21 protein-coding genes and 1 tRNA gene are annotated in these 26,582 nt (G+C 74.3%); 16 read left to right on the forward strand and 6 right to left on the reverse strand.

What is annotated here, in order from left to right:
• Window positions 1-9 precede the first annotated feature (9 nt).
• The 7 genes from mfd (at window position 10) to DQ244_RS02680 (ending at window position 9,037) form a co-directional block, all read left to right on the forward strand.
• The gene (mfd, locus tag DQ244_RS02650; RefSeq protein ID WP_113809904.1) at window positions 10-3,549 is read left to right on the forward strand and encodes a transcription-repair coupling factor; all 3,540 of its coding nucleotides are present in this window, start codon (window positions 10-12) and stop codon (window positions 3,547-3,549) included.
• A gap of 156 nt (window positions 3,550-3,705) precedes the next feature.
• Window positions 3,706-4,713, forward strand: a complete 1,008-nt coding sequence (locus DQ244_RS02655; protein ID WP_158544452.1) for a SurA N-terminal domain-containing protein — start codon at window positions 3,706-3,708, stop codon at window positions 4,711-4,713.
• Between the two features lie 4 nt (window positions 4,714-4,717).
• On the forward strand, window positions 4,718-5,629 hold the full coding sequence (locus DQ244_RS02660) for a MazG family protein (protein WP_113810603.1): 912 nt from the start codon (window positions 4,718-4,720) through the stop codon (window positions 5,627-5,629).
• A 10-nt stretch (window positions 5,630-5,639) separates the two neighbouring features.
• Complete coding sequence (eno, locus tag DQ244_RS02665) at window positions 5,640-6,917, forward strand: phosphopyruvate hydratase (protein WP_113809906.1); 1,278 nt, start codon at window positions 5,640-5,642, stop codon at window positions 6,915-6,917.
• A gap of 10 nt (window positions 6,918-6,927) precedes the next feature.
• The gene (locus DQ244_RS02670; RefSeq protein WP_113809907.1) at window positions 6,928-7,503 is read left to right on the forward strand and encodes a septum formation initiator family protein; all 576 of its coding nucleotides are present in this window, start codon (window positions 6,928-6,930) and stop codon (window positions 7,501-7,503) included.
• Window positions 7,500-8,090 (forward strand): DUF501 domain-containing protein, encoded by a 591-nt coding sequence (locus tag DQ244_RS02675; RefSeq protein WP_113809908.1) that lies wholly within the window; start codon window positions 7,500-7,502, stop codon window positions 8,088-8,090. Before DQ244_RS02670 ends, DQ244_RS02675 begins: the two co-directional genes overlap by 4 nt.
• Window positions 8,087-9,037, forward strand: coding sequence for a Ppx/GppA phosphatase family protein (locus DQ244_RS02680; protein WP_113809909.1), 951 nt, complete (start codon window positions 8,087-8,089; stop codon window positions 9,035-9,037). The genes DQ244_RS02675 and DQ244_RS02680 overlap by 4 nt, the downstream gene beginning before the upstream one ends.
• A 19-nt stretch (window positions 9,038-9,056) precedes the next feature.
• On the opposite strand, the gene DQ244_RS02685 is transcribed toward DQ244_RS02680, so the two are convergent.
• Window positions 9,057-10,328, reverse strand: coding sequence for a GNAT family N-acetyltransferase (locus DQ244_RS02685; RefSeq protein ID WP_113809910.1), 1,272 nt, complete (start codon window positions 10,326-10,328; stop codon window positions 9,057-9,059).
• Between the two features lie 221 nt (window positions 10,329-10,549).
• Between DQ244_RS02685 and DQ244_RS02690 the strand changes: the two genes are divergently transcribed.
• On the forward strand, window positions 10,550-11,311 hold the full coding sequence (locus tag DQ244_RS02690) for a uracil-DNA glycosylase (protein ID WP_199580115.1): 762 nt from the start codon (window positions 10,550-10,552) through the stop codon (window positions 11,309-11,311).
• Here DQ244_RS02690 and DQ244_RS02695 read toward each other — a convergent pair.
• The gene (locus DQ244_RS02695) at window positions 11,265-12,176 is read right to left on the reverse strand and encodes an alpha/beta hydrolase (protein WP_199580117.1); all 912 of its coding nucleotides are present in this window, start codon (window positions 12,174-12,176) and stop codon (window positions 11,265-11,267) included. The two genes, DQ244_RS02690 and DQ244_RS02695, sit on opposite strands and share 47 nt — an antisense overlap.
• A gap of 70 nt (window positions 12,177-12,246) precedes the next feature.
• Here DQ244_RS02695 and DQ244_RS02700 point away from each other — a divergent pair.
• From DQ244_RS02700 to DQ244_RS02725, 6 genes are all read left to right on the forward strand, one after another.
• Window positions 12,247-12,320 (forward strand) — tRNA-Leu (locus DQ244_RS02700).
• Window positions 12,321-12,463: 143 nt separating this feature from the next.
• The gene (locus DQ244_RS02705) at window positions 12,464-13,474 is read left to right on the forward strand and encodes a DUF4304 domain-containing protein (protein WP_113809911.1); all 1,011 of its coding nucleotides are present in this window, start codon (window positions 12,464-12,466) and stop codon (window positions 13,472-13,474) included.
• Window positions 13,475-13,604: 130 nt separating this feature from the next.
• Window positions 13,605-14,198, forward strand: coding sequence for a TetR/AcrR family transcriptional regulator (locus tag DQ244_RS02710; protein WP_113809912.1), 594 nt, complete (start codon window positions 13,605-13,607; stop codon window positions 14,196-14,198).
• Between the two features lie 5 nt (window positions 14,199-14,203).
• Window positions 14,204-16,384 carry an MMPL family transporter gene (locus tag DQ244_RS02715; RefSeq protein WP_113809913.1) on the forward strand — a complete coding sequence of 727 codons (2,181 nt, stop codon included), beginning with the start codon at window positions 14,204-14,206 and terminating at the stop codon, window positions 16,382-16,384.
• 49 nt (window positions 16,385-16,433) lie between these two features.
• Window positions 16,434-16,724, forward strand: a complete 291-nt coding sequence (locus DQ244_RS02720) for a hypothetical protein (protein WP_113809914.1) — start codon at window positions 16,434-16,436, stop codon at window positions 16,722-16,724.
• A 152-nt stretch (window positions 16,725-16,876) separates the two neighbouring features.
• A complete protein-coding gene (locus DQ244_RS02725) occupies window positions 16,877-17,743 on the forward strand; it encodes a Bax inhibitor-1/YccA family protein (RefSeq protein ID WP_113810606.1) in 867 nt (288 codons plus the stop codon).
• A 130-nt stretch (window positions 17,744-17,873) separates the two neighbouring features.
• Here DQ244_RS02725 and DQ244_RS02730 read toward each other — a convergent pair whose 3' ends face one another.
• On the reverse strand, window positions 17,874-19,094 hold the full coding sequence (locus DQ244_RS02730) for an acetyl-CoA C-acetyltransferase (RefSeq protein WP_113809915.1): 1,221 nt from the start codon (window positions 19,092-19,094) through the stop codon (window positions 17,874-17,876).
• 128 nt (window positions 19,095-19,222) lie between these two features.
• Complete coding sequence (locus tag DQ244_RS02735) at window positions 19,223-20,254, reverse strand: SGNH/GDSL hydrolase family protein (protein WP_113809916.1); 1,032 nt, start codon at window positions 20,252-20,254, stop codon at window positions 19,223-19,225.
• Window positions 20,255-20,337: 83 nt separating this feature from the next.
• Here DQ244_RS02735 and DQ244_RS02740 point away from each other — a divergent pair, with 83 nt between their 5' ends.
• Entirely contained in the window at window positions 20,338-21,705 is a 1,368-nt protein-coding gene (locus DQ244_RS02740; protein WP_233491128.1) for a DUF2252 domain-containing protein, read from the forward strand.
• On the opposite strand, the gene DQ244_RS02745 is transcribed toward DQ244_RS02740, so the two are convergent.
• Both DQ244_RS02745 and DQ244_RS02750 read right to left on the reverse strand, forming a co-directional pair.
• On the reverse strand, window positions 21,702-23,687 hold the full coding sequence (locus tag DQ244_RS02745) for a VWA domain-containing protein (RefSeq protein ID WP_113809917.1): 1,986 nt from the start codon (window positions 23,685-23,687) through the stop codon (window positions 21,702-21,704). The genes DQ244_RS02740 and DQ244_RS02745 overlap by 4 nt on opposite strands.
• A 2-nt stretch (window positions 23,688-23,689) precedes the next feature.
• Window positions 23,690-25,153 (reverse strand): sigma 54-interacting transcriptional regulator, encoded by a 1,464-nt coding sequence (locus DQ244_RS02750; RefSeq protein ID WP_233491129.1) that lies wholly within the window; start codon window positions 25,151-25,153, stop codon window positions 23,690-23,692.
• A 70-nt stretch (window positions 25,154-25,223) separates the two neighbouring features.
• Here DQ244_RS02750 and ilvA point away from each other — a divergent pair, with 70 nt between their 5' ends.
• Entirely contained in the window at window positions 25,224-26,450 is a 1,227-nt protein-coding gene (ilvA, locus tag DQ244_RS02755) for a threonine ammonia-lyase (RefSeq protein ID WP_113809919.1), read from the forward strand.
• The last annotated feature ends 132 nt before the right edge of the window (window positions 26,451-26,582 follow it).

Here is a 26,582-nt window from a genome sequence, read left to right on the forward strand (position 1 = left end):
TAGAGAAGCGTGACCCTGCGCGGCGTGCTCGACGTCGTCCTCACCGACCCCGCGATGGCCCGCGTGGTCGCCGCGGCGGGCAACACCGAGCTCGCGGTCACCGCGCCGCCGGCCGTGCAGCCGCTGGTCGCCGCGGCGCTGGCCGCGGCGGGCGGCGGCGAGGGCGTGCCGGTCCTGCTGGTCACCGCGGGCGAGCGGGACGCCGACGCGGCCGCCGACCTGCTGCGCTGCTTCCTCCCGCAGCGGCGGATCGAGACCTTCCCCGCGTGGGAGACGCTGCCGCACGAGCGGCTCAGCCCCCGTGCCGACACCGTCGGACGCCGGCTGGCCGTGCTGCGCGACCTGACCCACCCGGGTGCCAACGGCACGATCGACGTCCTGGTCGCCCCCGTCCGCAGCGTGCTGCAGCCGCTGGCGCCCGGTCTGGGTGACCTGGTGCCCGTCGAGCTCAGGTCCGGCGACTCCGCCGACCTCGACGACATCGCCCGCGCCCTCTCCGACGCCGCCTACACCCGCGTCGAGCTGGTCGAGAAGCGCGGCGAGTTCGCCGTCCGCGGCGGACTGCTCGACGTCTTCCCGCCCACCGAGCCCCATCCGGTGCGGGTGGAGTTCTGGGGCGACGAGGTCGACGAGCTGCGCTACTTCTCCGCCGCCGACCAGCGCTCGCTGGACGACCGGCCGGAGCGGCTGTGGGCCCCGCCGTGCCGCGAGCTGCTGCTCACCGAGGAGGTGCGCGCCCGCGCGGCGACCCTGGCGGTCGAGCACCCCGGCCTGATCGAGGTCCTGGGCAAGCTGGCCGAGGGCATCGCCGTGGAGGGCATGGAGTCGCTGACCCCGGCCCTCATCGGCGGCGCGGCGATGCAGCTGCTCACCGACCTCGTGCCCGCCGGCACGCACGTGCTGGTCGCCGACCCCGAGCGGGTGCGCAGCCGGGCCGCGGACCTGGTCCGCACCGCCGAGGAGTTCCTCGCCGCGTCCTGGGCGATGGCCGCGGAGGCGGGGGAGGCCCCGCTGGACCTGGGGGCGTCGTCGTTCCGCGACCTCGCCGACGTCGAGACCGCGGCCCGCTCCCGCGGCCTGCCGTGGTGGACCACCGGCGCCTTCACGCTCCAGGCCGAGGACGACGAGCGCCAGGTCACCCTCGACGCCGCCCCCGTCGAGCGGTTCCACGGCGACCAGGTGGCCGCCGTGCGGAAGATGCGTGACTGGCACCGCCAGGGGTGGCGGGTCGTCGTCACCTTCGCCGGCCCCGGTCCGGCCCAGCGCGCCGCGGACCAGTTCATGGAGGCCGAGCTCGGCGCCCGCCTGGTGCCGGACATCGCCCGGGCGCCGGACAAGGCCCTGACCCACGTCACCCAGGGCAACCTGGAGGCGGGCTTCGCCTTCCCGGGCATCGGCCTCGCGCTGCTCACCGAGCAGGACCTCACCGGCCAGCGCGGCACCTCGATGCGCGACGCCACGAAGATGCCCGCCCGCCGGCGCAACGCCGTCGACCTGGTGCAGCTGCAGCCGGGCGACCTCGTCGTCCACGAGCAGCACGGCATCGGCCGGTACATCGAGATGGTCAGCCGCACCGTCAACGGCGGCCAGCGCGACTACCTGATCGTCGAGTACGCGGCGTCGCGCCGGAACCAGCCGCCGGACCGGCTGTTCGTCCCCACCGACTCCCTCGACCAGCTCACCCGCTACGTGGGCGGTGAGGCACCGGCGCTGTCCAAGCTCGGCGGCGCCGACTGGAAGAACACCAAGGCCAAGGCCCGCAAGGCGGTCAAGCAGATCGCCGGTGAGCTGATCCGGCTCTACTCGGCGCGCATGGCCAGCAAGGGCCACGCGTTCGGGCCGGACACGGTCTGGCAGCGCGAGCTCGAGGACGCGTTCCCCTTCCAGGAGACCCCCGACCAGCTGGCCGCGATCGACGAGGTCAAGGCGGACATGCAGAACCCGGTGCCGATGGACCGGATCATCTGCGGCGACGTCGGCTACGGGAAGACCGAGATCGCGATCCGCGCGGCGTTCAAGGCGGTGCAGGACGGCAAGCAGGTCGCCGTCCTGGTGCCGACGACGCTGCTGGCCAACCAGCACTTCAAGACCTTCTCCGAGCGGGTCGCCCAGTTCCCGGTGACGGTGAAGGTGCTCTCCCGGTTCCAGTCGGACAAGGAGACGACCGAGATCCTGCGCCAGCTCGCCGCCGGGGAGGTCGACATCCTGGTCGGCACCCACCGGCTGCTGCAGCCGACGACCCGCTGGAAGGACCTCGGCCTGGTCATCGTCGACGAGGAGCAGCGCTTCGGCGTCGAGCACAAGGAGTACCTCAAGACGATGCGGACGGCGGTCGACGTCCTGTCGATGTCGGCCACGCCGATCCCGCGCACGCTCGAGATGTCGCTGACCGGCATCCGCGAGATGTCGACGATCCTCACCCCGCCCGAGGAGCGGCACCCGGTGCTGACCTACGTGGGCGCCTGGGCGGACAAGCAGATGGCCGCCGCGGTCCGCCGGGAGCTGCTCCGCGACGGTCAGGTCTTCGTGATCCACAACCGGGTTCAGTCCATCGACAAGGCCGCGGCCAAGATCCGGCACCTGGTCCCCGAGGCGCGGGTCGTCGTCGGGCACGGCCAGATGAGCGAGGCGGAGCTCGAGCGGGTGATGGTCGGCTTCTGGGAGAAGGAGTACGACGTCCTGGTCGCGACCACGATCGTCGAGTCCGGCCTGGACATCCCGAACGCCAACACCCTGATCGTCGACCGGGCCGACACCTTCGGTCTCTCCCAGCTGCACCAGATCCGCGGGCGCGTCGGCCGTGGGCGGGAGCGGGCCTACGCCTACTTCACCTACGACCCGACGCGCACGCTCACCGAGACCTCGGTGGACCGGCTGACCACGATCGCCAACAACACCGACCTCGGCGCCGGCATGGCCGTGGCGATGAAGGACCTGGAGATCCGGGGGTCGGGCAACCTGCTGGGCGGCGAGCAGTCCGGGCACATCGCCGGCGTCGGCTTCGACCTCTACGTGCGGCTGGTCGGCGAGGCCGTCGCCGACTACCGCGCCCAGGTCACCGGCGAGGACGCCCCCGCCGAGCCGGTCGAGGTGCGGGTCGACCTGCCGGTGGACGCGCACCTGCCGCACGACTACGTGCCCGGCGAGCGGCTGCGCATGGAGGCCTACCGCAAGGTCGCCGCCATCTCCGACGACGACCAGGCCCAGGCGGTGCTCGACGAGCTGACCGACCGGTACGGCGCGCCCCCGGCGCCGGTGCTCAACCTGCTCGCCGTCGCCCGGTTCCGGGTGGCGATGCGGGCGCTCGGCATCACCGAGGTGTCGCTGCAGGGGCGCACCATCCGGGTGGGTCCGGTCGACCTGCCGGAGTCCAAGCAGATGCGGCTGGCCCGGCTGGCCGACGGCGCCTCGTACAAGGCCGCGGTGGAGACGATCGTGCTGAAGATGCCGGTCGGCCCCGACCGCCGGACCCCGCTGCGCGACGTCGCCCTGCTGGAGAACCTGCACTCGGTGCTGAAGGCGGTCCTCGACCAGCCCGTCGCCGCCTGACCGCCGCGGGAGCATCGCAGCGAGCGCCAGCGAGCGAGGAGCGGACCGTGGCGCGGAAGGCGGCCGGGTGCCATCGCCGCCTGACGCCCAGGGCCGACATGGCCATTTCGGCCCTGGGTGCGTCGTGGGTCACAGGGGGTGTGGGAGTCTCCCGGCGTGCTGACGCGTCGACCTCCCCGCACCCGGGCCGCCGTCCTGCTCGTGGCCGCCGCCCTGCCGATCCTCGCCGGCTGCCGCTCGGCCCCTGACGTCGCGGCCTACGTCGGCGACGAGCGGATCACGGTGACCGAGCTGGAGGCCGCGGTCCGCGAGCGGCTGGCCGACGACGGCATCGCCGCCTGGGCCGAGGGGCGGGAGGACGAGCTGACGCAACGCGTGCTCGGCACCCTGGTCGACCAGGAGGTCTACGCCGCGGCGGCCGAGCGGTACGACGTGGACGTCGACGACGCCGACGTCTCCCGGCGGATCGACGAGCTGCTGGGCGACGACGATCCCGACGCCGCGTACGAGGCGCTGGCCGCGCAGCAGGGCATCGGGCGCGCCGACGTGCGCGCGACGGTGCGCCAGCAGCTGGTGCGGCGCGAGCTGGCCGCCCGCGAGGGCGAGGCCGGCGCGCTGGAGGAGGAGGCGCTGCGGGCGCGCTACGAGGAGGTGCGGTCGAACCTGGCGACCCTCGAGTTCGGCTACGTCACCGTGCCGGACCAGGCCACCGCGGACGCACTGCTCGCCGAGCTGACCGCGGCCCCGGGGCGGTACGCCGAGCTCGCCGCCCGGTACCCCGGGCAGTACACGCTCCCCGAGCTGCGCTCCCAGCGGATCGAGGAGATCCCGCCGCTGCTGGCCGAGCAGCTGCAGATGACCCCGCCCGGCAGCGGGTTCACGCTCCCCGTCCCGGAGGTGGGTGGGGTGGTCGTCGGCCTCCTGGTCTCGACCGAGGTCCCCTCCTTCGCGGAGACCCGCGCACAGCTGGAGGAGGAGGCCGCCGGCCCCGCCGACGCCGCCGGGGGCGAGCTGGTGCGGGCGGTGCGCGAGGACCTGGGCGTGACCGTGAACCCGCGGTACGAGCTGCGCGACGCCGAGGGCCGGCTGGCTCCGGTGGAGGGTGGCGTCGTCGACCTCCTCGACGACGCCACCGCGGACCCGGCGGCCGGCGCGGCAGACTGACCGGGTGCCCGTAGCGCTCGCCGTCACCGTCAGCCCCCGACTCCCCGGACTGCTCGGCCCCGCCGGGTGGCGGGCGGTCTCCTCCGGAGCGCCGCTGGCCGCGCTGCCCGGCGCCGCCGCGACCGCCGAGGTGCTGCGGGCCGACGGCCTGGAGGTCGCGGCGGTCCCCGACCTCGCCGCTGCCGGAGCGCTGGACGGCGACGTGGTGCTGCTCGTCGCCGGTGCGGAGGCGGACGCCCTCCCGGCCGACGAGGGTGCGCCCGAGCCGGCCGGGGCCCGGCTGCTCGACGTCGTCGCCGTCATGGACCGGCTCCGGTCGCCCGGGGGCTGCCCCTGGGACGCCGAGCAGACGCACTCCTCGCTGCGCGGCTACCTGCTGGAGGAGGCGCACGAGGCCTACGACGCGATCGTCGACGACGACCCGGTCGGTATGCGCGAGGAGCTTGGCGACGTCCTGCTGCAGGTCGTCTTCCACGCCCGCGTCGCCGCCGAGGCCGGGGCGGACCGCCGCTTCGACGTCGACGACGTCGCCGGGGACCTGGTCGACAAGCTCGTGCGCCGGCACCCGCACGTGTTCGGCGACGCCGGCCCGCGCGATGTCGCCCAGGTCGAGGCGGGGTGGGAGGAGATCAAGAAGGCCGAGAAGCAGCGGCGCTCGCCCACCGAGGGCGTGTCCCGGTCGCAGCCGGCCGCCTCCTGGGGCGCGGCGCTGGTGCGCCGGGCGGGGAGGGCCGGCCTCGCGACACCCGCAGCGGCCGACCTCTCCGCGCGCAGCCCCGAGGAGCTGGGGGAGCGGCTGCTCGCCGTCGTCGCGGCTGCTGAGGGCCGTGGTTGGGACGTCGAGGACGCGTTGCGGGAGGCCGTGCGCCGCTACGCCGGGGAACTGGACGCGGAAGCAGCGGCGAAGGCTGGCTAGGCTGCCCCCCGTGCCGAGCATCGATGCCGTAGGCGCGCGGGAGATCCTGGACTCGCGCGGAAACCCCACCGTGGAGGTCGAGGTCGCCCTCGACGACGGGACCATCGCCCGGGCCGCCGTGCCCAGCGGTGCCTCGACGGGCGCCTTCGAGGCGGTCGAGCTGCGGGACGGAGGTGAGCGCTACGGCGGCAAGGGCGTGACCAAGGCCGTCGACGGCGTCCTCGACGTCATCGGCCCCGAGCTCGTCGGCTACGAGGCCACCGAGCAGCGGCTGGTCGACCAGCGGCTCATCGACCTCGACGGCACGCCGGACAAGTCGCGCCTGGGTGCCAACGCCATCCTCGGCGTCAGCCTCGCCGTCGCCCGGGCCGCCGCGGACTCCACCGGCCTGCCGCTGTTCCGCTACGTCGGCGGCCCCTCGGCGCACCTGCTGCCCGTGCCGATGATGAACATCCTCAACGGTGGCGCCCACGCCGACAGCAACGTCGACGTGCAGGAGTTCATGATCGCCCCGATCGGCGCCGCGACCTTCGCCGAGGCGCTGGCCATGGGTACCGAGACCTACCACGCGCTCAAGGCCGTCCTGAAGAAGGAGGGCCTGTCGACCGGGCTGGGTGACGAGGGCGGCTTCGCGCCGAACCTGTCGAGCAACCGGGCGGCGCTGGACCTCATCACCCGCGCGGTCGAGCAGGCCGGCTACTCCGTGGGCACCGACATCGCCTTCGCCCTCGACGTCGCCGCCACCGAGTTCCACGAGGGCGGCTCCTACACCTTCGAGGGCAAGCAGCTCTCGGCGGCCGAGATGGCCGAGTACTACACCGGTCTGGTCGACGCCTACCCCATCGTCTCGATCGAGGACCCCCTCGACGAGGGCGACTGGGACGGCTGGGTCTCCCTGACCCAGGCCCTCGGTGACCGCGTGCAGCTCGTGGGCGACGACCTGTTCGTCACCAACCCCGCGCGGCTGGCCGACGGCATCGCCCAGGGTGCGGCCAACGCCCTGCTGGTCAAGGTGAACCAGATCGGCACGCTCACCGAGACCCTCGACGCGGTCAACCTGGCCCACCGCAGCGGCTACCGCAGCATGATGAGCCACCGCTCGGGCGAGACCGAGGACACCACGATCGCCGACCTCGCCGTCGCCACCGACTGCGGGCAGATCAAGACCGGTGCCCCCGCCCGCAGCGAGCGCGTGGCCAAGTACAACCAGCTGCTGCGCATCGAGGAGGAGCTCGACGACGCCGCCCGCTACGCCGGGGCGTCGGCCTTCCCGCGGCTGAAGGTCTGATCGGGAGCGGATGAGCAGCGTTCGGGGGCGGCGGGGGGGCTCCCCGGCCGAGGGTGGTCGCCGCGCCACCGGCCGGGTGCCCCGGGTGCACTCCACCCGGCCGGTGCCCTCCGGCCTGCGCTCGGGAGCCTCCAGCCGTCCCGGGCAGCGGCGCACCGACCGCCGTCCCGAGCGCCGGCCCTCCGCCTCGGCGCGGCGCCGGCCGCTGGTCACCGGCCGGGCCGTGCTGCTGGTCGGGCTCGTGCTGCTGCTCGCGCTCACCCTGGCCGGCCCGGTCCGGCAGTACCTGGCCGGCCAGGCCGAGCTGGCCCGGCTGGCCGCGGAGGGCGAGGCGCTGGACCAGCGCGCCGCTGAGCTGCGCGAGCAGCTGGACCGCCAGACCGATCCCGCCTACGTCGAGCGGGAGGCGCGCGAGCGGCTGGCCTACGTGCTGCCCGGTGACCGGCTGGTGATCGTCGTCGACGGCGAGGCGGTCGAGGGCGACGCGGGCACGCTGGCCGAGGCGACCGAGGAGCCCGAGCCGCTGCCCTGGTACGAGGGGCTGATGGCGTCGGTCGCCGACGCGGACGGAGGAGCGGACGAGTGAGCGAGCCTGTCGGCCCCGAGGACCGGGAGACCGTCGAGCGCCAGCTCGGTCGCGCCCCGCGCGCGCTCACCGGCGTCGCGCACCGCTGCCCGTGCGGTCAGCCCGACGTCGTGGAGACCGCGCCGCGCCTGGAGGACGGCACCCCGTTCCCCACGCTCTACTACCTGACCTGCCCCCGCGCGTCCGCCGCCGCCAGCCGGCTGGAGTCCGCGGGCCGCATGCGGGAGTGGCAGGACGAGCTGGCGACGAACCCGGAGCTCGCCGACGGCTACCGGGCGGCGCACGAGGCGTACCTGGCCACCCGCGACGCCAAGGACGTGCTGCCCACGCGCGCCACCGCCGGCGGGATGCCCGACCGGGTCAAGTGCCTGCACGCGCTGGCCGGGCACGCGCTGGCGGCCGGCCCGGGCGTGAACCCGATCGGTGACCGCGCGGTCGAGGAGATGGGGGAGTGGTGGGCGAAGGGGCCGTGCGCCCTCCCCGGCGGCCCTGCCGAGGACGACGCCCGAGCGAGCATCGCAGGGAGCGCCGGCGACCGAGGAGCGGAACGAGGTCGGGGTCGAGCCGACGAAGGAGCCGAGGCGTGACCCGGGTCGCGGCCATCGACTGCGGCACCAACTCCATCCGCCTGCTCGTCGCCGACGTCCCGGCGCGGGGCGGGCACACCGACCTGCTGCGCCGGATGGAGGTCGTGCGGCTCGGCCAGGGCGTCGACGCCAGCGGCCGGCTGGCACCCGAGGCGATCGAGCGCACCCGCGTCGTGCTCGCCGAGTACGCGGCGCAGGCCCGCGAGCTGGGTGCCGAGCGGGTGCGGATGGTGGCCACCAGCGCCACCCGGGACGCCGCCAACCGCGCGGACTTCGAGGGCATGGTGCGGGCGACCCTGGGCCGCACCCCCGACGTCGTGACCGGGCGGGAGGAGGCGGAGCTGTCGTTCCTCGGGGCGACGGGCTCCCTCGCGGCGGCAGCCGCGGCGCACGGCCTGGAGCCGGCGCAGGCGCCCTGGCTCGTCGTCGACATCGGCGGCGGCTCCACCGAGTTCGTGCTGGGCGACGCCGACGGCGTGCGGGCCGCCCGCTCGGTCGACATCGGCTGCGTGCGGCTCACCGAGCGGCACCTGCGCGACGACCCGCCGACGGCCGAGCAGATCGCGCTGACCGAGCGGGACGTCCGCGCCGCGCTGGCCACGGTCCGCGCCGAGGTGCCGGTGGGGGAGACCGCGGGCCTGGTCGGGCTGGCCGGCTCGGTCACCACCGTGGCCGCCCTCGCGCTGGAGCTGCCCGGTTACGACTCCGACGCCATCCACGGGTCGCGCATCCCGGTCGCGGACGTGCGGCGGGTCTCCGCCGAGCTGCTGGCGGCCACCCGGGAGCGCCGGGCCGCCGAACCGGTCATGCATCCCGGCCGGGTCGACGTCATCGGCGCCGGGGCGCTGATCCTGCGGGTCCTGATGGACGAGTTCGGTCTGCCCGAGGTGACCGTCAGCGAGCACGACATCCTCGACGGCATCGCCCTGCGCCTCGCGCGCGGCTGACGGGATCCGGGCGCTCCGCTCAGCGAGCGGCCCGGACCTGCCGGATCCAGTGCATGACGGTGCGGGCGAGTTCCCGCGCCCGGCCGTCCAGCACCCGGCGGGCGAAGGCCAGGACCGCTGAGATGGCGGTGGCCGCGGGGAGGTAACCGGCCGAGCCGAGGAGTCCCGGACGCGCCAGCAGCACGCGCTCGGCGGTCACGTGGTCCGGGCGCCACCGGAGCTTGTAGTCCTCGTCGCCCCGGAGGAACGAGTACTCGTCCCGGTCCAGCCGTCGCGCGAGGTCCTGGGCGCCGCTGACCAGCAGCACCGAGGTGTCGATGTGCTCGCGGAGCTCCGGGCTGATCCCCGCGAGGTAGTAGGCCAGCTGCCGGTGCCCGACCAGGTCGACCTCGCTCGCCATCAGCCGCCCCTCCAGGCGGTACTCCACGACGACCGCCTGGCCGCGGTCGACCATGGCCGACAGGGCGTCGACGAGAAACGTGCGGAACCGCTCGGTGAGGTGCTCCGGGTTGCCCCGTCGACCGGCCCACTGGGCCTCGTGCAGCCGGATCAGCTCCTCGACCGCCGCCGGCACGCCCGCTGCGGAGAGCTCGGTCCGCTCGATGGCCAGCTTGTCGATCTTCTTGATCTTCCGCCGCAGCGTGGAGGCGGTCCGGGACGGGAGCCGCGCGAGCAGGTCGTCCTGCGGCAGCACCGGGAGCTGGAGGTTGAGCGAGGAGGGTGTGCGGCGGGCCCGGCCCGGCCAGCTCCGTGCCCATTCCTGCGCGGCGGAGCCCGGCAGCACCTCCGGCAGGTCGAGGACGCGCCATCCACGGAGCCGGGCCAGCGCGGAGGCGAGGCGCGGACCGGCGTCCGGGACCCGCGGGTCGAGCAGGACGTCGTCGGAATCGCTCAGCGCACCACCGAGGGGAGCCAGCACGGGCACCGCGCCGCGGCGCACCCGGTGCAGCGGCGCCGCCGCGACGAGCCTGTCGCCGTCCCACACCGTGACGACGGCCAGCCGCCCGGCGGGCACGTACGCCCGGGCCCAGGCCGCGCTCCACGCGTGCGCCTGGAAGGCGGTGGCGGTGGGCATGCTCCGCCAGAGGGCGTCCCAGGCCTCGGCCAGCGCGTCGAGGTCCTCGTGGTCGGAGACGACGGTCGCACCGGGCATGCCCGGGAGCGCCCGGCCGATCGCGAACCCGGCGGTCCGGGACGGGAGCACGGGCGCCGCGGTCAGGGGGCCGGGCCCCGTGTCCGTGCCCAGGGCGAGCTGCAGCTCGTCGCTGGAGACATCCGCCGTCGCGCTCATCCAGGCACACCCCTCGTCCGTGCGGCGCCTCCCGCCGTCCGGCTGGGTCGCTGACCTCGTCCGAGCGTAGGGACCGGGGAACGCGGGCGAACCCCCACGAAGGGGGAATCTCGTGCGGCGGTGCCGACGGCCGCACCCAGGTGGCGTGCGGCGGGGTGGTCCACTGGGCCGTGCTCTCCGACGACGAGTTCCGGTCCCCGGTCACCCGCACACCGGCGGGCGTGGCACGCGCTGCCCGCGCCGTCCGCGAGCTCCCGGTCCTCGACGCCCGTGTCTCGAACTGCTACGCCTGCCCCCGCCTGGTCACCTGGCGCGAGGAGGTGGCCCGGGTGAAGCGGGCGTCGTTCCGGGACGAGGACTACTGGGGGCGACCGGTGCCGGGCCTGGGGCCCGCCGACGCGCGGATCGCCGTCGTCGGCCTGGCCCCGGCGGCGCACGGCGGCAACCGGACCGGGCGGGTCTTCACCGGCGACCGCAGCGGTGACTGGATCTTCGCCGCGCTGTGGCGGGCGGGGCTGGCCAACCAGCCGACCTCGACCCACATCGGCGACGGGCTGGAGCTCACCGACGTCCGGGTCGCCGCCGCGGTGCGCTGCGCCCCGCCCCAGAACGCGCCGACGCCGGAGGAGCGGGACACCTGCTCGCCGTGGCTGGCGCGCGAGCTCGAGCTGCTGCCGCGGCTCCGCGTGATCGTGGTGCTGGGCGGCTTCGGCTGGACCGCGCTGTGGCCGGTGCTCGCCGCCGCGGGCTACGGCGTGCCCCGGCCGCGGCCGACCTTCGGGCACGGTGTGGAGGTGGCGCTGGAGGGCCCGCGCGGGCCGCTGACCCTGCTGGGCAGCTACCACGTCAGCCAGCAGAACACGTTCACCGGCCGGCTCACCGAGCCGATGCTCGACGCCGTCCTGAGCCGGGCGACCGAGCTGGCGGCCGGTGCGATCAGTGCGCCGATAGGTGCGCCGCCAGCGTCTCGCCCAGCGCGATGACGGCGGCCGTCGACTCGCGCACCGAGCCGGCCGACACCTGGAAGACGTGCCACATCCGGTCGAACCGGCGCAGGTCGACCGGCACACCGGCAGCGCGGGCCAGCCCCGCCAGCCGCACCGACTCCTCGAGCAGGATCTCGTCGCCACCCACCTGCACCACCAGCGGCGGTAGCCCGGTCAGATCGGCGGCCAGCGGGCTGAGCTCCGGTGAGCGCAGGTCGCGCCCGGGTGCGAAGTCGGCGGCGCAGCGGGCGAGCCAGGCCGGCTGCAGCATCGGGTCGACCCGGTCGGGGCGCCGGTCGTCGCCGGAGAGCTCGAGCAGCGGGGAGATCAGGGCCACCGCCGCCGGGAGCGGGCTGCCCTCGTCGCGCAGCCGCAGCGCTGCGGTCAGCGCCAGCCAGCCACCCGCCGAGTCCCCGGCGAGGACCGTCCGCTCCGGTCGGTCGGTCCGCCCCCGCAGCTCGCGGTAGGCGGCCAGGACGTCGTCGAGCGCGGCGGGGAACGGGTGCTCGGGAGCAAGCCGGTAGTCGAGCAGGTGCACGGTCGCACCCGAGGAGGCCGCGAGGTGGGTGGCGAGCGTCCGGTGCGTCGCCGCGGAGCCGGTGGTGAAGCCGCCCCCGTGCAGGTACAGCACCGCACCGGTCGACGGCGTCGCCTCCGGCACCATGACCTCGACCGGCCGGCCACCCAGCTCCCCGGCCCGGCGGTCGACGCCCGCCGCGGGCGGGGTGGTGGCGCTGACCGCGTCCAGCCAGCGCCGCTGCACGCCCACCGGCACGCGCGGCCCGAGCACCGGTCGCACGAGGGTGCGGACGACGGCGCGCATCACGCCCGCGGGCAGCTGGGGCGGTGTTCTCGTCGGCAACGGGTCCTCCGGGAGGCGGATCGGGCGGCGCGGTCACCGTAAGGCCCGGGGCCGATAGCCTGCGCACCGCGCCCCCGTAGCCCAATCGGCAGAGGCAGACCCCTTAAAAGGGTTCGAGTGTCGGTTCGAATCCGACCGGGGGCACTCTGCATCAGCCGCCACGAGACGTGATCTCCCCGTCGACAGCAGTGACAGGAGGTCCGCGCTTCGACCGCGCTGGCCGAGGTCGAGCGGCTTGTCGGCGGGTTGCCGGATCAGACCGATCGCGCACGAGCACACTGCCTGCCGTGAACGCGCCGAGGCTGTTCGAGGAGATGGTGAAGGGCCGTATCGCGCCCGCCCTGCGCGACCTGGGCATGCGTGGCTCCGGGCAGAACTTCCGGCTGCCGAACGAGGATGGCGACTATGCGCTGCTCGGCTTCCAGAAGGACAGCTGGGACGGCACCATGCGGTTCACCGCGAATGTGGCCTTTCACAGCGCCCGCGGGTGGCAGGACGCCCGCGACCGCCACGGCTGGCTCCCCGCCCAGCCCACCGCATCCTCGATGTACGCCGTCGAACCGGACCTCCAAGGTTGGTCGGAGCGGATCGGACACCTGATGGATCCGCCCCACGACCACTGGTGGACCATCCCGACCGAGAGCGATGTCCCGGTCGTCGCCGACCATGTGATCGCCGTCGTTCGCGGCACGGTGCTCCCGCAGCTACGGACCAGGTTGGCCGGCATCGAGCCCCCACCGCAGCCGACCAAGGAGATCGGCCCGGTCGCGGACTGCCCCGCGCCGACCTGCGCCTATCCACCCGTGGCGTGGGTGGACGGCGCTGAGCTCGACAGCCTGAGCGGTGTGCTCGCAGCAGACGAAGGAGACGACCCCGACCTCGACGCCGTGCAGCGGGAGCTCGTCGACCGCGCCCGCAACGTGGCCGTGCCCCGCGCGCGAGCATGGAAGGTGCTCCACATCAGCCGTGCACGGCTGGACGAGTACGCCGACCGCATCGGCGCCGGCGCTGCGTTGACGTTCGCCCAGCTTCTCGCGGTGAACCTGCTTGGGACCGACGACCTGCTGGCCCCCGCTCGTTGGCCTGACGTGACTGCGTTGGTGACCGCATGGGCCGCGCAGCTGCCGGACGCCAATCCCGACGCCACCCTGGTGGTGGGGGAGGACGCCGTCGCGCTGATGCCGCTGACCGCCGCGCTCACTCGAGACGACCACGGGTTCGGGAGCAGCGTCGTCCAGCCCCTGATGCCTGCGACCCTGTACCTGCTGGAGGAGCTGAGCAGCGCAAATGCGGTGTAGCAGCAGGCCGTGAAGTCTCACGGTCCCGACGCGGTCGGACAGCAGGCCAACGAGCCCGTGTGACCAAGCGCACCGACCCGATCGTCCGGAAAACCGACCGATACGGTCGGTCGTGCGTAACCTCTCCTCCGTGGCACGACCGTTCCGGCAGCAGATCGACGAGGGCATCCTCGATCGAGCCGCCGCGCTGTTCGCCCGCCAGGGGTACGTCAAGACCTCGTTGCAGGACATCGCGGACGCCGTGGGCCTGTCCAAGGCGGGGCTGCTGCACCACTTCCCGAGCAAGGACGCGCTGCGCGACGGCGTGGTGGCGCAGGTCGACACCGTCGCCCGCCGGGTCCTCGAGGCCGTGCAGCACCTGCCCGCGGGCCGGGAGCGGGACCACCTCGGCGTCGCGGTCGTGCTCGACGCCGCCCTGGCGCACCCTGGGCTCGTGGCCCTGCTGATCGCCCCGGTGACCCGGGCCGACGGCGGCGCGATCGCCGAGGACGCGTCCCCGGAGGCCGCCGTCCTCGAGGCCTTCTGCGTCGATCCCGCCACCACCGCGCCCGAGCGGGTCGTGCGGGTCATCGGTGCCCTCGGCGCCCTCGCCGTCCTCACCCTGGCGGCCGAGCAGGACGACCAGACCACCGCGTGGCGGGCGCACGTCGCCGCCACCTGCTTCGACGCGCTCGGCCACGGCCGTCCCGCCGCTCTTCCCAGCTCCGACCAGGTGGAGGCCTGATCAGCATGGCTCTCGTTCTTTCCCGACTCGGCGCGTTCTCGCACCGGCGCCGGCTCCCCGTCGTCCTCGTCTGGCTGGCGGTCCTCGTCGCGGGCGGCGCCGGCGCCGCGACCCTGGCCGGTGAGACGTCGAGCAGCTTCTCCATCCCCGGGCAGGAGTCGACCGTCGCGCTGGACCGCATCGGCGACGAGTTCGGTGCCGGCGGCGAGGGGGCGACCGCGCGCGTGGTCGTCGTCGCCCCGGAAGGTCAGACGCTGACGACGCCGGAGGGCGCGACCGCGATCGGCGAGCTGGTCGCCGAGCTCGGGGAGCTGCCGGGCGTCGTCTCGGCCACGAACCCGCTGGACCCGGCGGCGCCCTCGGTCAACCGCGAGCAGGACACCGCCTACAGCACGGTCACCTACGACGCGGCGCCCGGCGAGGTGACCCCCGCCCAGCAGGAGGCGCTGCTCGAGGCCGTCGACGGCGCGCGGGACAGCGGCTTCACCGTCGAGGCCGCCGGCGAGGCGACCCAGGAGCCGCCGCACGTCGGTGGCCCGGCCGAGGCGGTCGGCGTCGTCATCGCGCTGCTCGTCCTCGCCGTCACCTACGGCGCCCTGGCCGTCGCGGGCATGAACCTGCTGACGGCGCTCGTCGGGGTCGGCATCGGCGTCCTCGGCGTCACCATCGCCACCGGCTTCACCGACCTGTCCTCGACCACGCCGACGCTCGCCGCGATGCTCGGCCTGGCCGTCGGCATCGACTACGCGCTGTTCATCATCACGCGCTACCGGCAGGAGCTCCGCGAGGGCGCCGACATCGGCACCGCGATCGCCACCGCCGTGGGCACCGCCGGATCGGCCGTGGTCACCGCCGGGCTGACCGTGGTCATCGCGCTGGCCGGCCTGTTCGTCGTCGGCATCCCGTTCCTGACCCAGATGGGTGTCGCGGCCGCCGCCACCATCGTCGTCGCCGTCCTGGTCGCGCTGACCCTGGTGCCGGCCGCGCTGAGCTTCTTCGGCCGCCGGGCGCTGCCGCGCAAGCAGCGCGCCGCCGCTCCCGGCGGCGCGCCGGCCGGTCGGGGCTTCCTCGCTGGCTGGGCCGACACCGTCGCCCGCCACCGCGTCCCCAGCCTGCTGGCGTCGATCGTGGCGCTCGGGGTGCTGGCCATCCCGTTCTTCTCGATGCAGACGACGCTGATCCAGATGCCGGCCGCCGACAGCACCCAGGCCCGGGCCGAGCAGCTCCTCTCCGACGGCTTCGGCCCCGGGTTCAACGGCCCGCTCGCCGTCCTGTTCGAGGGCGAGGGCGCGGCCGAGGTCGCTGCCGGCGTGACCGGCGCGATCGGCGAGCTCGACGACGTCGTCACCGTCACCCCGCCGACCCCGAACGCCGACGGCACCGCCGCCCTGCTCAGCGTCATCCCCGAGTCCGGTCCCACCGACCCGGACACCGAGCAGCTGGTCGCCGACCTGCGCGCCGAGCTGGCCGACCTCGACGGCGGCGTCGAGGCCTCCGTCACCGGGGCGACCGCGGTCAGCGTGGACGTCGCTCAGAGCCTGGACGAGGCGCTGCCGGTGTACCTGGGACTGGTCGTCGGCCTGGCGCTGGTCCTGCTGGTGCTGGTCTTCCGCTCCGTGCTGGTGCCGCTGGTCGGCGTGCTGGGCTTCGTCCTCACCGTCGGCGCCTCGCTGGGTGCCACCGTCGCCGTGTTCCAGTGGGGCTGGCTGGCCGACGCGGTCAACCTGGACACCACCGGCCCGCTGATCAGCCTGACGCCCATCCTGGTGATCGGGATCCTGTTCGGCCTGGCGATGGACTACCAGATCTTCCTGGTCTCCCGGATGCACGAGGCGCACAGCCACGGTGCCGCCCCGCTCGACGCGATCCGCACTGGCTTCCGCCAGGCGGCCCCGGTCGTGGTCGCGGCGGCGCTGATCATGTTCTCGGTGTTCGCCGGGTTCGTGCCCGCGGGCGAGGCGACGATCAAGTCGATCGCCTTCGCGCTGGCCGCCGGCATCCTCTTCGACGCGTTCGTGGTGCGGATGGTGCTGGTGCCCGCGGCGCTGGCGCTGCTCGGGCACCGCGCCTGGTGGCTGCCCCGCTGGCTGTCCTGGCTGCCGGTGCTCGACGTCGAGGGCGCGGCGCTGGAGAAGGCGTCGACCGGCCGGCACGCCGCGCCGGAGCTGGCCACCGCCGATCGCTGATCCCGCCGGGAACGGGCGTACCCGCCCCGCGCTGGGTACGCCCGGTCCCGTGGCGGGCAGGGCGGTGGCGGCGACGGGGCAGTGGACCGATCCGGACGACGGGATCCGCTACCCCTCCGGCGAGGTGCACGCCTGGGAGCGGGGCCGCAACGAGACCGCGTGCGGGCTCTCGCTCAGCCGGTCGCGGCTGACCCGCTTCCCGCACGTGCCGTGGCCCGACGTGCAGCCCGAGTCCGGGCGGCACGCCGAGGAGGTGCAGCTGGTGTGCCGGAGGTGCCGCGCGGCGCAGGGCGCCCGCCGGGACGAGCGGCGCTGGCAGCGCACCGACCCGCGACCGTGAGTGCGCAGGTGGACGCGCGGGTGCGCGGCAGTGGTCCGCTCGGGGGAACTCGGCCCGGTCCGGAACGCTTTCGGCGTGTCGGGCGTTGACCAGACCGAGTGGAGTGCACGAAGTTGGCTCCACGACCCAGGAGTCCTCTCGAGGAGATGACGATGCCCAGTAAGAACCCGGCGTTCAGCCGAGGGTTCGGGAACAACGCCGGCCCCGGCCAGCAGTACGCCGGTTGGGGCAACGCGCCCCAGTACGGCGCGCCGCAGTACGGCGCTCCCGGCCAGTACGGCGCCCCCGACCAGTACGGTGCCCCGGCCCCGCAGGACCAGTACGCCGCCCCGTCGCCCTACGGCACGACCCCGGCGACGCGGTACATGACGATGGACGACGTCGTCACCAAGACCGGCATCTCGTTCCTGGTGACCGTCCTCGCCGCCGCGGCCGTCTGGGCGATGCCCGGCAACGCCGCCTGGGGGCTCGCGCTCCCCGCGGTGCTGGTGGCGTTCGTGCTCGGCCTGGTGATCAGCTTCAAGCAGATCGCCAACCCGGCCGCGACGCTCGCCTACGGCGCCCTGTACGGCGTGGCCCTCGGTGCCATCAGCGAGGCCTTCAACTCGATCTACCCCGGCATCGTGGTGCAGGCGGTGATCGGCACCTTCGGTGTCTTCGCCGGCATGCTGGTCATCTACAAGACCGGTGCCATCCGCGTCACCCCGAAGTTCACCCGCTGGATGATGGGCGCGCTCATCGGCGTGCTCGTGCTGATCGTGGCCAACCTGGTCGCCGGCTTCTTCGTCGAGGGTGGGCTGGGCCTGCGTGACGGTGGCCCGCTGGCCATCATCTTCAGCCTCGTCGTGATCGGTGTGGCGGCGTTCTCGCTGCTGCTCGACTTCGACATGGCCGACGAGGCCATCCGTCGCGGCGCCCCGGCGAAGTTCGCCTGGTACATCGCCTTCGGCCTGCTGGTCACGGTCGTCTGGCTGTACCTGGAGATCCTGCGCCTGCTGTCCTACCTCCAGGACGACTGATCGAAGGACCCCGTCCTCCCCACCCTTCGCACGCTCAGGGTGGGGCCCGGGACGGGGCCGTAGGACGAACAGTGGCCCGGTCCCCGCGAGGGGGCCGGGCCACTGTCATGTGGTGGTGCCGGTCAGCGCATCAGCTGAGGCGCTCGAGCACCATCGCCATGCCCATGCCGCCACCGACGCACATGGTCTCCAGGCCGAAGGTCTTGTCCCGGGTCTGCAGGCCGTTGATCAGCGTGCCGGTGATCCGGGCGCCGGTGCTGCCGAAAGGGTGCCCGACGGCGATGGCGCCGCCGTGCACGTTCAGCTTGTCGATGTCGATGCCCAGGTCCCGGTAGCTCGGGATGACCTGCGCGGCGAAGGCCTCGTTGATCTCGACCAGGTCGATGTCGTCGATCGTCATGCCGGCCCGCTTCAGCGCCAGGCGCGAGGCGTCCACCGGGCCGTAGCCCATGATCTCCGGCGAGAGGCCGGTGACCGCGGTGGAGACCACGCGGGCCAGCGGGGTGAGGCCCAGCTGCTCGGCCTTGGTGTCGCTCATGATCACCACGGCGGAGGCGCCGTCGTTGAGCGGGCAGGCGTTGCCGGCGGTGACCCGGCCGTCGGGGCGGAACACCGGCTTCAGGCCGGAGATGCCCTCGAGCGTGGTGCCGGGCCGCGGGCCGTCGTCCTTGGTGACGACGGTGCCGTCCGGGAGGGTGATCGGGGTGATCTCCCGCTCCCAGAAGCCGTTGTTGATCGACTCCTCGGCGAGGTTCTGGCTGCGGACGGCGAACTCGTCCATCTCCTGGCGGGAGACGCCCTTGAGCAGCGCCAGGTTCTCGGCGGTCTGGCCCATGGCGATGTAGATGTCGGGGACCTGACCGTCCTGGCGGGGGTCGGTCCACGAGTCGGCGCCGCTCTCGGCGATCTTGGCGCCGCGGGCCTGCGCGTCGGCGAAGAACGGGTTCTGGGTGTCGGGCAGCGAGTCGCTGTTGCCCTTCACGAACCGGGACACGGTCTCCACACCGGCGGAGATGAAGACGTCGCCCTCGCCGGCCTTGATGGCGTGCAGGGCCATGCGGGTGGTCTGCAGCGACGAGGAGCAGTAGCGGGTGATCGTCGTGCCGGGCAGGTGGTCCATGCCCAGCAGCACGCTGACGACGCGGCCCATGTTGTGGCCCTGCTCGCCACCGGGGAGGCCGCAGCCGAGCATCAGGTCGTCGATGTCGGTCGGGTCGAGGGCGGGCACCTTGTCCAGGGCGGCGCGGACGACGGCGGCGGCCAGGTCGTCGGGACGCATGTCCTTGAGCGAACCCTTGAACGCGCGGCCGATGGGCGAGCGCGCGGTCGAGACGATGACGGCTTCGGGCATGGGTCCTCCACGATGAGGGGGTCCGACACGGGTCGCCGGACGGCGGTCATCCCGGAACGTACCCCGCAGTAGCTCTGGCGCATCCCGCCGGAGAGCCAGGAGCGGGCGGGTGTGCTCCGCGTCACGCCCTAGCGGGCGTCGGAGGGCTCCGACCCGGTCTCGGCCCGCTCGGCCTCCTCGGGCGTGGGCACGTCGGTGGGCCGCGGCCGGCGCAGCAGCGCCCAGGCGCCGCGGGGGCCGGTGTCGGAGCCGGCGACCTCGGTGCCCTGCACCTCGGTGCCGGGACGGTTCGCGGCCCGGGCGGCGGCCCGGGCGACGGGCCGGACCGACTCGCCGCGCAGCGCGCGCAGCCCCCGGCCGGCCGGGGTGGGCCACACGCCGACGGCGTCGGCGACCGCCGGCAGCAGCACCGCCGCGGCCGCCGCGTAGCCGAACGCGCTGGGGTGGAACTCGTCGTTGCTGAACATGCCGTGGTCGGACGCGAAGGCCGGGCCCAGCAGCGAGCCGAGGGACACCGTGCGACCGCCGGCCTCGACGACCGCGATGGTCTGCGCGGCGGCCATCTGCCGGCTCCACCGGCGGGCCAGGGTGCGCAGCGGCTGGGCGATCGGGCGGATCGTGCCCAGGTCCGGGCAGGTGCCGACGACGACCTCGCAGCCGGCCGCGGTGAGCCGGCGGACGGCGTCGGTGAGGTGCCCGACCGAGACGGCGGTGGGGGTGCGGCTGGTGACGTCGTTGGCGCCGATCATGATCAGCGCGACGGTCGGCTTCTCGGCGAGGGCCCGGTCGACCTGCGCCTCGAGGTCGCGGGCGCGGGCCCCGGAGACGGCGAGGCGGACCAGCCGGACCGGGTGCTCGGCGAGCTCCGCCAGCCCGGCGGCGACGAGCACGCCGGGGGTCTCCGACGCGCGGGTGACGCCGAGCCCGACGGCGCTGGAGTCGCCCAGCACCGTGAGCACGATCGGCTTGGCGCGGCCGCGTCCGTAGACGCCGTCCCCCGACGGCGGGTCCAGCTTGGTCGTCCGGGCCTCGACCTTGCGGCGCGCGGCGCGGGCCTCCTCGCGGAGGAGGGCCACCAGGGCGGCTCCGGCGATGGTCACGCTGCCACCGCCGTAGGCGGCGTAGGGCGCGAGTCGTCGGGCGGTGTCGGTACGCATCATCGTGCCTCCGTCCCTGCTCGGCGCCCTGGTGCTCGTTGCCTCAGTGGCACCACTGACGTTATCGGCCGCCTACGGTGCAAGCTGTGGCCTCCTCCCTCGACGGTGTGACCTCCGACACGATCGACGACCAGCGCACCCGGCAGATCGTCGACGTGCTGGTCGAGGCGTTAGGCGAGCTCATGGACGCCGACGCCGCCGCCTTTCGCACCAAGTTCCGGAAGATGGCGGCCGATCCGTTCGCCTTCTACCGGGGGAGCGCACCCCTGTTCTACGCGGACATGGCGACGCTCGAGGACCGCTGGAGCGACGAGCGGACGTCGCGCGTGTGGATCCAGGGTGACCTGCACGCGGAGAACTTCGGCACCTACATGGACAGCGCCGGCCGCATCGTCTTCGACGTCAACGACTTCGACGAGGCCTACCTCGGGCACGTCAGCTGGGACCTGCGCCGGTTCGCCGCCAGCTTCGCGCTCCTGGCCTGGCGGAAGGCGCTCGGCGACGACGTCATCGGCGACCTGCTGGGCACGTACCTGGAGTCCTACCTCGACCAGGTCGAGGCCTTCACGCGGTCGGACGACGACCGCTCGTTCGCGCTGCTCGCCGGCAACACGGAGGGGGCGGTGCGCCACGTCATCCTGAAGACCACCGCCCGCAGCAGGTCGGCCCTGCTGGACCGGATGACGGTGGTCGAGGACTTCCAGCGGCGGTTCGCCGACCGCTCGCGCAACCGCCGGCTGGACGACGCCGAGCGCGACCGCGTGCTCGCCGCGCTGGAGCGCTACCGGGAGACCGTCCCGAGGGGCCAGCGCCGGCGGGAGGTCACCTACGACGTCAAGGACGTGATCGGCACCGGCGGCTTCGGCATCGGCAGCGCCGGGCTGCCCGCCTACAACGTGCTGCTGGAGGGGTACGACCAGGCGCTGGAGAACGACGTCGTCCTGTCGCTGAAGCAGGGCAACGTGCCGGCGCCCAGCCGGGTGGTCACCGATCCGGAGATCCGGTCCTACTTCGAGAACGAGGGCCACCGGACGGCGCTGAGCCAGCGGGCGCTGCAGGCCAACGCCTCGCAGTTCCTGGGCTACACCGAGATCGACGGCCGCGGGTTCGTCGTCGCCGAGCTCTCGCCCTACGAGGTCGACCTGGACTGGGAGGACCTCACCGAGCCCGAGGAGATCGCCCCGGTCATGGCCCAGCTGGGCCGCGCGACGGCGAAGCTGCACTGCGTCGGCGACGCGGACAGCGACCACACGCTGGTGCCGTTCCAGACCGAGGAGGCGATCACCGCGCTGATCGGCGACCGGCGGGCGGAGTTCGTGGCCGATCTGGTCGAGTTCGCCCGCTCCTACGCGCTGCGCACGCAGGAGGACCACCGGTTGTTCGTGAACGCCTTCCGCGCCGGCCAGATCCCGGGCATCAGCTCCAGCGGCTCCCACCCCCTGCCCGGCGACTAGCGGGCCCGCCGTCCCCGGCGGGTCCTGAGGTAGTCCGCGACGACGTACTCGCCCAGCCGGTCGGCGTCGGGCTGGAAGACCCGCCCGCCCGCCCGCTGGGTGAGGTCGTGCACGAAGTGGACCAGCCCCGGGTCGGGGTCCAGCGCGAACACGTTGACCGTCGCGCCGGAGCGGGCGACCCGTTCCACCTCGGCAACGGTGCGCGCGATCGTCTCGGGCATCGGCGGCCAGCAGAAGAACGGCGTCCCGTCGTCCTCCAGGTGGGCGGTCGGCTCGCCGTCGGTGACCACCAGCACCACCGGCTCGGCGTCCCGGTGCCTGGCGAGGAACCGCCGCGCGAGCATCAGGCCGTGCTGCAGGTTGGTGCCCTGCAGGGTGTCGACGCTCAGCTCGGCGAGGGTCGCCGGTGCCAGCACCTGCGCGGTGGAGGAGAAGCCGATGATCTCGATGGCGTCCTGCGGGAACTTCGTCGTCACCAGCGAGTGCAGGGCCATCGCCGTCGACTTGGCCGCGCCCCAGGTGCCGCGCAGCGCCATCGAGTAGGAGAGGTCGACCAGCAGGGCGACGGCCGCGCCGGTGCGCCGCTCGGTCTCCACGACCTCGAAGTCGTCGACGGCGATGCGCACCCGGCGCTCGTGCTCGCCGCGCGGCTCGTGCGCCGTCCTCAGGACGGCGTTCTTCACGGTGCGGACGACGTCCAGGGGCTGCTCGTCACCGAACCGCCACTCCCGCGAGCTGCCGGTCAGCTCGCCGGCGGCCCCGGCGTCGGCGACGTCGTGCTCGCCCCGGCCGGTGGCGTCCAGCTGGGCGAACACCCGGCGCAGGGCGGTGGCGCCCAGCCGGCGGACCGCCTTGGGGGAGAGCTCGAGCTTGCCGTCGGTGCGGTTCAGGTAGCCCTGCCGCTCCAGCTCCCGTTCCAGCTGGCGCAGCGCTGCCAGGTCGTCGGCCGCGGACCGGCCGAGCGCGCGCTCCAGCAGCTCCTCGTCGACGTCGGCCAGCGAGGCGCCCGCGTAGCCCTGGGAGAGCTGGTTGGACAGCGCCTCCAGGTCGGCGAGCTCCGCGACGGCGCTGGTCGCGTCGCCGAGGCCGAGGGAGGGCTCGCCGTCGGGCACCTGGCCGCGCTGGCCCCACGGCAGGTCGGGCCGGGCCTGGCGCAGGGCGTCGGACAGGTGCGCCATCTCGCTGGCCAGCCCCATGTCCTCCATCGTCTGGGCCATCAGCTCGCCCAGCTCGGCCCGCTGCTCGGCGGAGAGGCCGGCCATCATCCGCTCCTGGGCGGCGGCGCGGCGGGCCAGCGAGTCGATGAGCTCCTCGACCGTCTTGGGCTGGTCGGGGAAGAACTGGCCGTGCTGCGCCATGAAGTCGGCGAACTGCTGGTCGGTGTCCTCGCCCCGGTTGTGCGCGTCGACCAGCCGTGACAGGTCGGCGACCATGTCCTTGACCGCCTGCAGGTCCTCGGGCGAGCTGTTCTCCAGCGCCTGCTTCATGGAGGCGAAGGAGCTGTCGAGCACCTCCCGGCGGAGCAGGTCCTGGATCTGCTCGTAGGCCTGCCGGGCCTCCGCCGAGCGCCAGTCGTACTCCTTGAGCGACCGGACGGCGCCCGCGGTGTCGTCCGGCAGGGCGTCGAGCTCGGCCTCCTTGAGCCGGGCCATGTCGTCCGGGTCGGGGAACAGCTCCCGCCGCTCGGCCTCGACGGCGCGGTCGAGCAGCTCGCGCACCTCCTGCAGCGTGCCGTCCATGCGGCCGGCGGTGCGCGCCTTGCGCAGCCGGTCGCGCACCGCGCGGCGCAGCTCGTCCAGGCCGCGGCGACCCTCGGCACCCCGGCGCAGCAGCTCGCGCAGCGCCTCCCGCACGCCGCTGCCGCCGAGGACCGAGTCGCCGATCTCGTCGACCGCGTTGCCCAGGTCGTAGGGCGGCGCGAGCGGGTCCGGCCCGCCCTGCCACCGCCCGTACCGGTAGCCCTTCGGGGCGCGGTGCGCCATCGTCAGGCCCCGTAGACCGTGCGGCCGCCGTCGGTGTCCTTCGCCAGCCGGCGGGTGAGGTGCAGGCCCTCCAGGGCGAACTCCACCGCCGCCGCGGCCTGCTCGGCGGACTGGTCGCCCTCGGGCACCCCGAGCCGGCCCAGCAGCTCGGCGAGCTTGGGGACCGTGCCCAGCTGACCGAGCAGCGCCGGCGCCGGCACCAGCTCGCCGGACTCGACGGTCTCCCCGCCGGTGAAGTGCTCCTGCAGCCCGGTCAGGTCCAGGCCCGCGCACCGGGCGCGGAAGGTCTGGGCCGTGGCCTGGCGCAGCAGGTGGTCGAGGATCTCCAGCTCGCGGTCGTCGTCCGGGTCGCTGCCGGCGTCGGCGAACTCCACCTTGCCGCGGCTGGCCGGGACGATCGCCGGCAGGTCGACCACCCGCGCGACCGGCCGGGTCTCCCCGGCGACCGCGGCCCGGCGGACGGCGGAGGCGGCGACGGTCTCCAGACCGGCGATGGCGAAGCGGGCGCTGACGCCCGAACGCTGGTCGACGTGGCTGGACTCGCGCACGAGGCGGGTGAACCGGGCGACGATCTCCACCAGGTGGGAGGGCACGACCGGCCGGGCGAGGTGGTCGGCGCCGAACGCGGTCGGCCAGCTGACCGCCGCCTCCTGCTGCAGCAGCCGGATCTCGTCGGCGAGCTCGATCGGGTAGTGGGTGCGCACCTCGGCGCCGAACCGGTCCTTGAGCGGGGTGATGATCCGGCCGCGGTTCGTGTAGTCCTCGGGGTTGGCGCTGGCCACCAGCAGCAGGTCCAGGGGCAGCCGCACGCGGTACCCGCGGATCTGGATGTCGCGCTCCTCCAGAACGTTGAGCAGCGCCACCTGGATCCGCTCGGCCAGGTCGGGCAGCTCGTTGACGCTGAAGATGCCGCGGTTGGTGCGCGGCACGAGCCCGTAGTGCACGGTCTCCGGGTCGCCCAGCGTGCGGCCCTCGGCGACCTTGATCGGGTCGACGTCGCCGATCAGGTCGCCGACGCTGGTGTCCGGCGTCGCCAGCTTCTCCCCGAAGCGGTCGCTGCGGTGCAGCCAGCCCACCGGGGTGGCGTCGCCGTGCTCGGCGATCTGCCGGTGCGCCCACACGCTGACCGGCGCCAGCGGGTGCTCGTTGAGCTCGCTGCCGACGAGCACCGGCGTCCACTCGTCGAGCAGGCCGACAAGGGTGCGGATCAGCCGGGTCTTGCCCTGGCCGCGCTCCCCGAGGAGCACCAGGTCGTGGCCGGCGATGAGGGCCCGCTCCACCTCGGGCAGGACGGTGTCCTCGAAGCCGACCATGCCCGGCAGCGAGGGCTCGCCGGCGGCGAGACGGGCCAGCAGGTTCGCGCGGATCTCGGCCTTGACGGGCCGGACGGTGGCCCCGGAGGCGCGCAGCTCGCCCAGGGTCGTGGGTGCGGGGGAAGGGGAAGCGGGTGCGGGAGTCTCCGTCACCCCCGCCACGGTACGACGGTCGCGCGCGTGCCGGACGGTCCTCGGCACCGGCTGCTGCGAAGATCGCGGCGTGGTCGCTCCCGGTGGTGTCCCCCTCGTCAGCGGTGCCGACGTCGAGGCGGCGGCGGCGTTGATCGCCGGCGTCGTCCGCCGCACCCCCCTCGAGTACTCCGGAGCGCTGGCCGACCGGGTCGGCGGACCGGTGTGGCTCAAGTGCGAGAACCTCCAGCGCACCGGCTCGTTCAAGATCCGCGGCGCCTACACCCGCATCTCGCGGCTGAGCGACGCCGAGCGCGCGCGGGGCGTGGTCGCCGCGAGCGCCGGCAACCACGCGCAGGGCGTGGCGCTGGCCGCCCGGCTGCTCGGCGCCGAGGCGACGGTCTACATGCCCGAGAGCGCGCCGCTGCCCAAGCTCGCGGCCACCGAGGGCTACGGCGCCCGGGTCGAGATGTCCGGGCAGTCGCTCGCCGAGCCGCTGCTGGCCGCCGCCGAGCACGCCGAGCGCACCGGCGCGGTGTTCATCCACCCGTTCGACCACCCCGACGTCATCGCCGGCCAGGGCACCGTCGGGCTCGAGGTGCTGGAGCAGTGCCCCGAGGTCGCCACGGTGGTGGTGTGCGCGGGTGGCGGGGGACTGGTCTCCGGGATCGCCGCGGTGGTCAAGGAACGCCGTCCCGACGTCCGGGTCGTCGCGGTGCAGGCGGAGACGGCGGCTGCGCTGCCCGGTTCGCTGGCCGCGGGCCGGCCCGTGGCGCTGACGTCGATGAGCACGATGGCCGACGGGATCGCCGTCCCGAAGCCCTCGGACCTCTCGTTCGCCCACGTGCAGGGCCTGGTCGACGAGGTGCGCACGGTCAGCGAGGAGGACCTCTCCCGGGCGCTGCTGTTCTGCCTGGAGCGGGCCAAGCTCGTCGTCGAGCCGGCCGGCGTCGCCGCGGTGGCCGCGGTGCTCGCCGACCCCACGGCGTTCCCGGCGCCGGTCGTCGCGGTGGTCTCCGGCGGCAACATCGACCCGGTGCTGCTGCTCAAGGTCGTCCAGCACGGCATGTCGGCGGCGGGGCGCTACCTGTCGCTGCGCCTGCGGGTGCCCGACCGGCCCGGGTCGCTGGCCGCCGTCCTGGCCGAGCTGGCCGCCGTCGGCGCCAACGTGCTGGAGGTCGAGCACGAGCGAACGACGACGCGGCTGGGCGTCGGGGAGGTCGAGATCTTCGTCGTGCTGGAGACCCGGGGCCCGGTGCACGCCGGCGAGGTCATCGCGGCGCTGCGCAGCGCGGGCTACGCCGTCACGCCGGAGTGATCCACGGCGGGACCGATGAGTTCCCGGGACCGGCGCCGTCCTGTCTCCCGTGCACCTGGAATCCACCTCCGCTTCCCGCCGATCGCGAAAAGCGGTCGGGAATTATCACCGGCCACCCCTAGCGTGGCCGTC

The organism is Blastococcus sp. TBT05-19 (assembly GCF_003319095.1).
Taxonomy (GTDB): Bacteria; Actinomycetota; Actinomycetes; order Mycobacteriales; family Geodermatophilaceae; genus Blastococcus.

Excerpts from the sequence above, each read along its gene's own strand:
- DQ244_RS02745 (WP_113809917.1), bottom strand. The coding sequence starts at position 23,687 with ATGGCGCACCGCGCCCCGAAGGGCTACCGGTACGGGCGGTGGCAGGGC.
- DQ244_RS02725 (WP_113810606.1), top strand. The coding sequence starts at position 16,877 with ATGCCCAGTAAGAACCCGGCGTTCAGCCGAGGGTTCGGGAACAACGCC.
- DQ244_RS02685 (WP_113809910.1), bottom strand. The coding sequence starts at position 10,328 with ATGAGCGCGACGGCGGATGTCTCCAGCGACGAGCTGCAGCTCGCCCTG.
- DQ244_RS02730 (WP_113809915.1), bottom strand. The coding sequence starts at position 19,094 with ATGCCCGAAGCCGTCATCGTCTCGACCGCGCGCTCGCCCATCGGCCGC.
- DQ244_RS02735 (WP_113809916.1), bottom strand. The coding sequence starts at position 20,254 with ATGATGCGTACCGACACCGCCCGACGACTCGCGCCCTACGCCGCCTAC.
- DQ244_RS02670 (WP_113809907.1), top strand. The coding sequence starts at position 6,928 with ATGAGCAGCGTTCGGGGGCGGCGGGGGGGCTCCCCGGCCGAGGGTGGT.
- DQ244_RS02715 (WP_113809913.1), top strand. The coding sequence starts at position 14,204 with ATGGCTCTCGTTCTTTCCCGACTCGGCGCGTTCTCGCACCGGCGCCGG.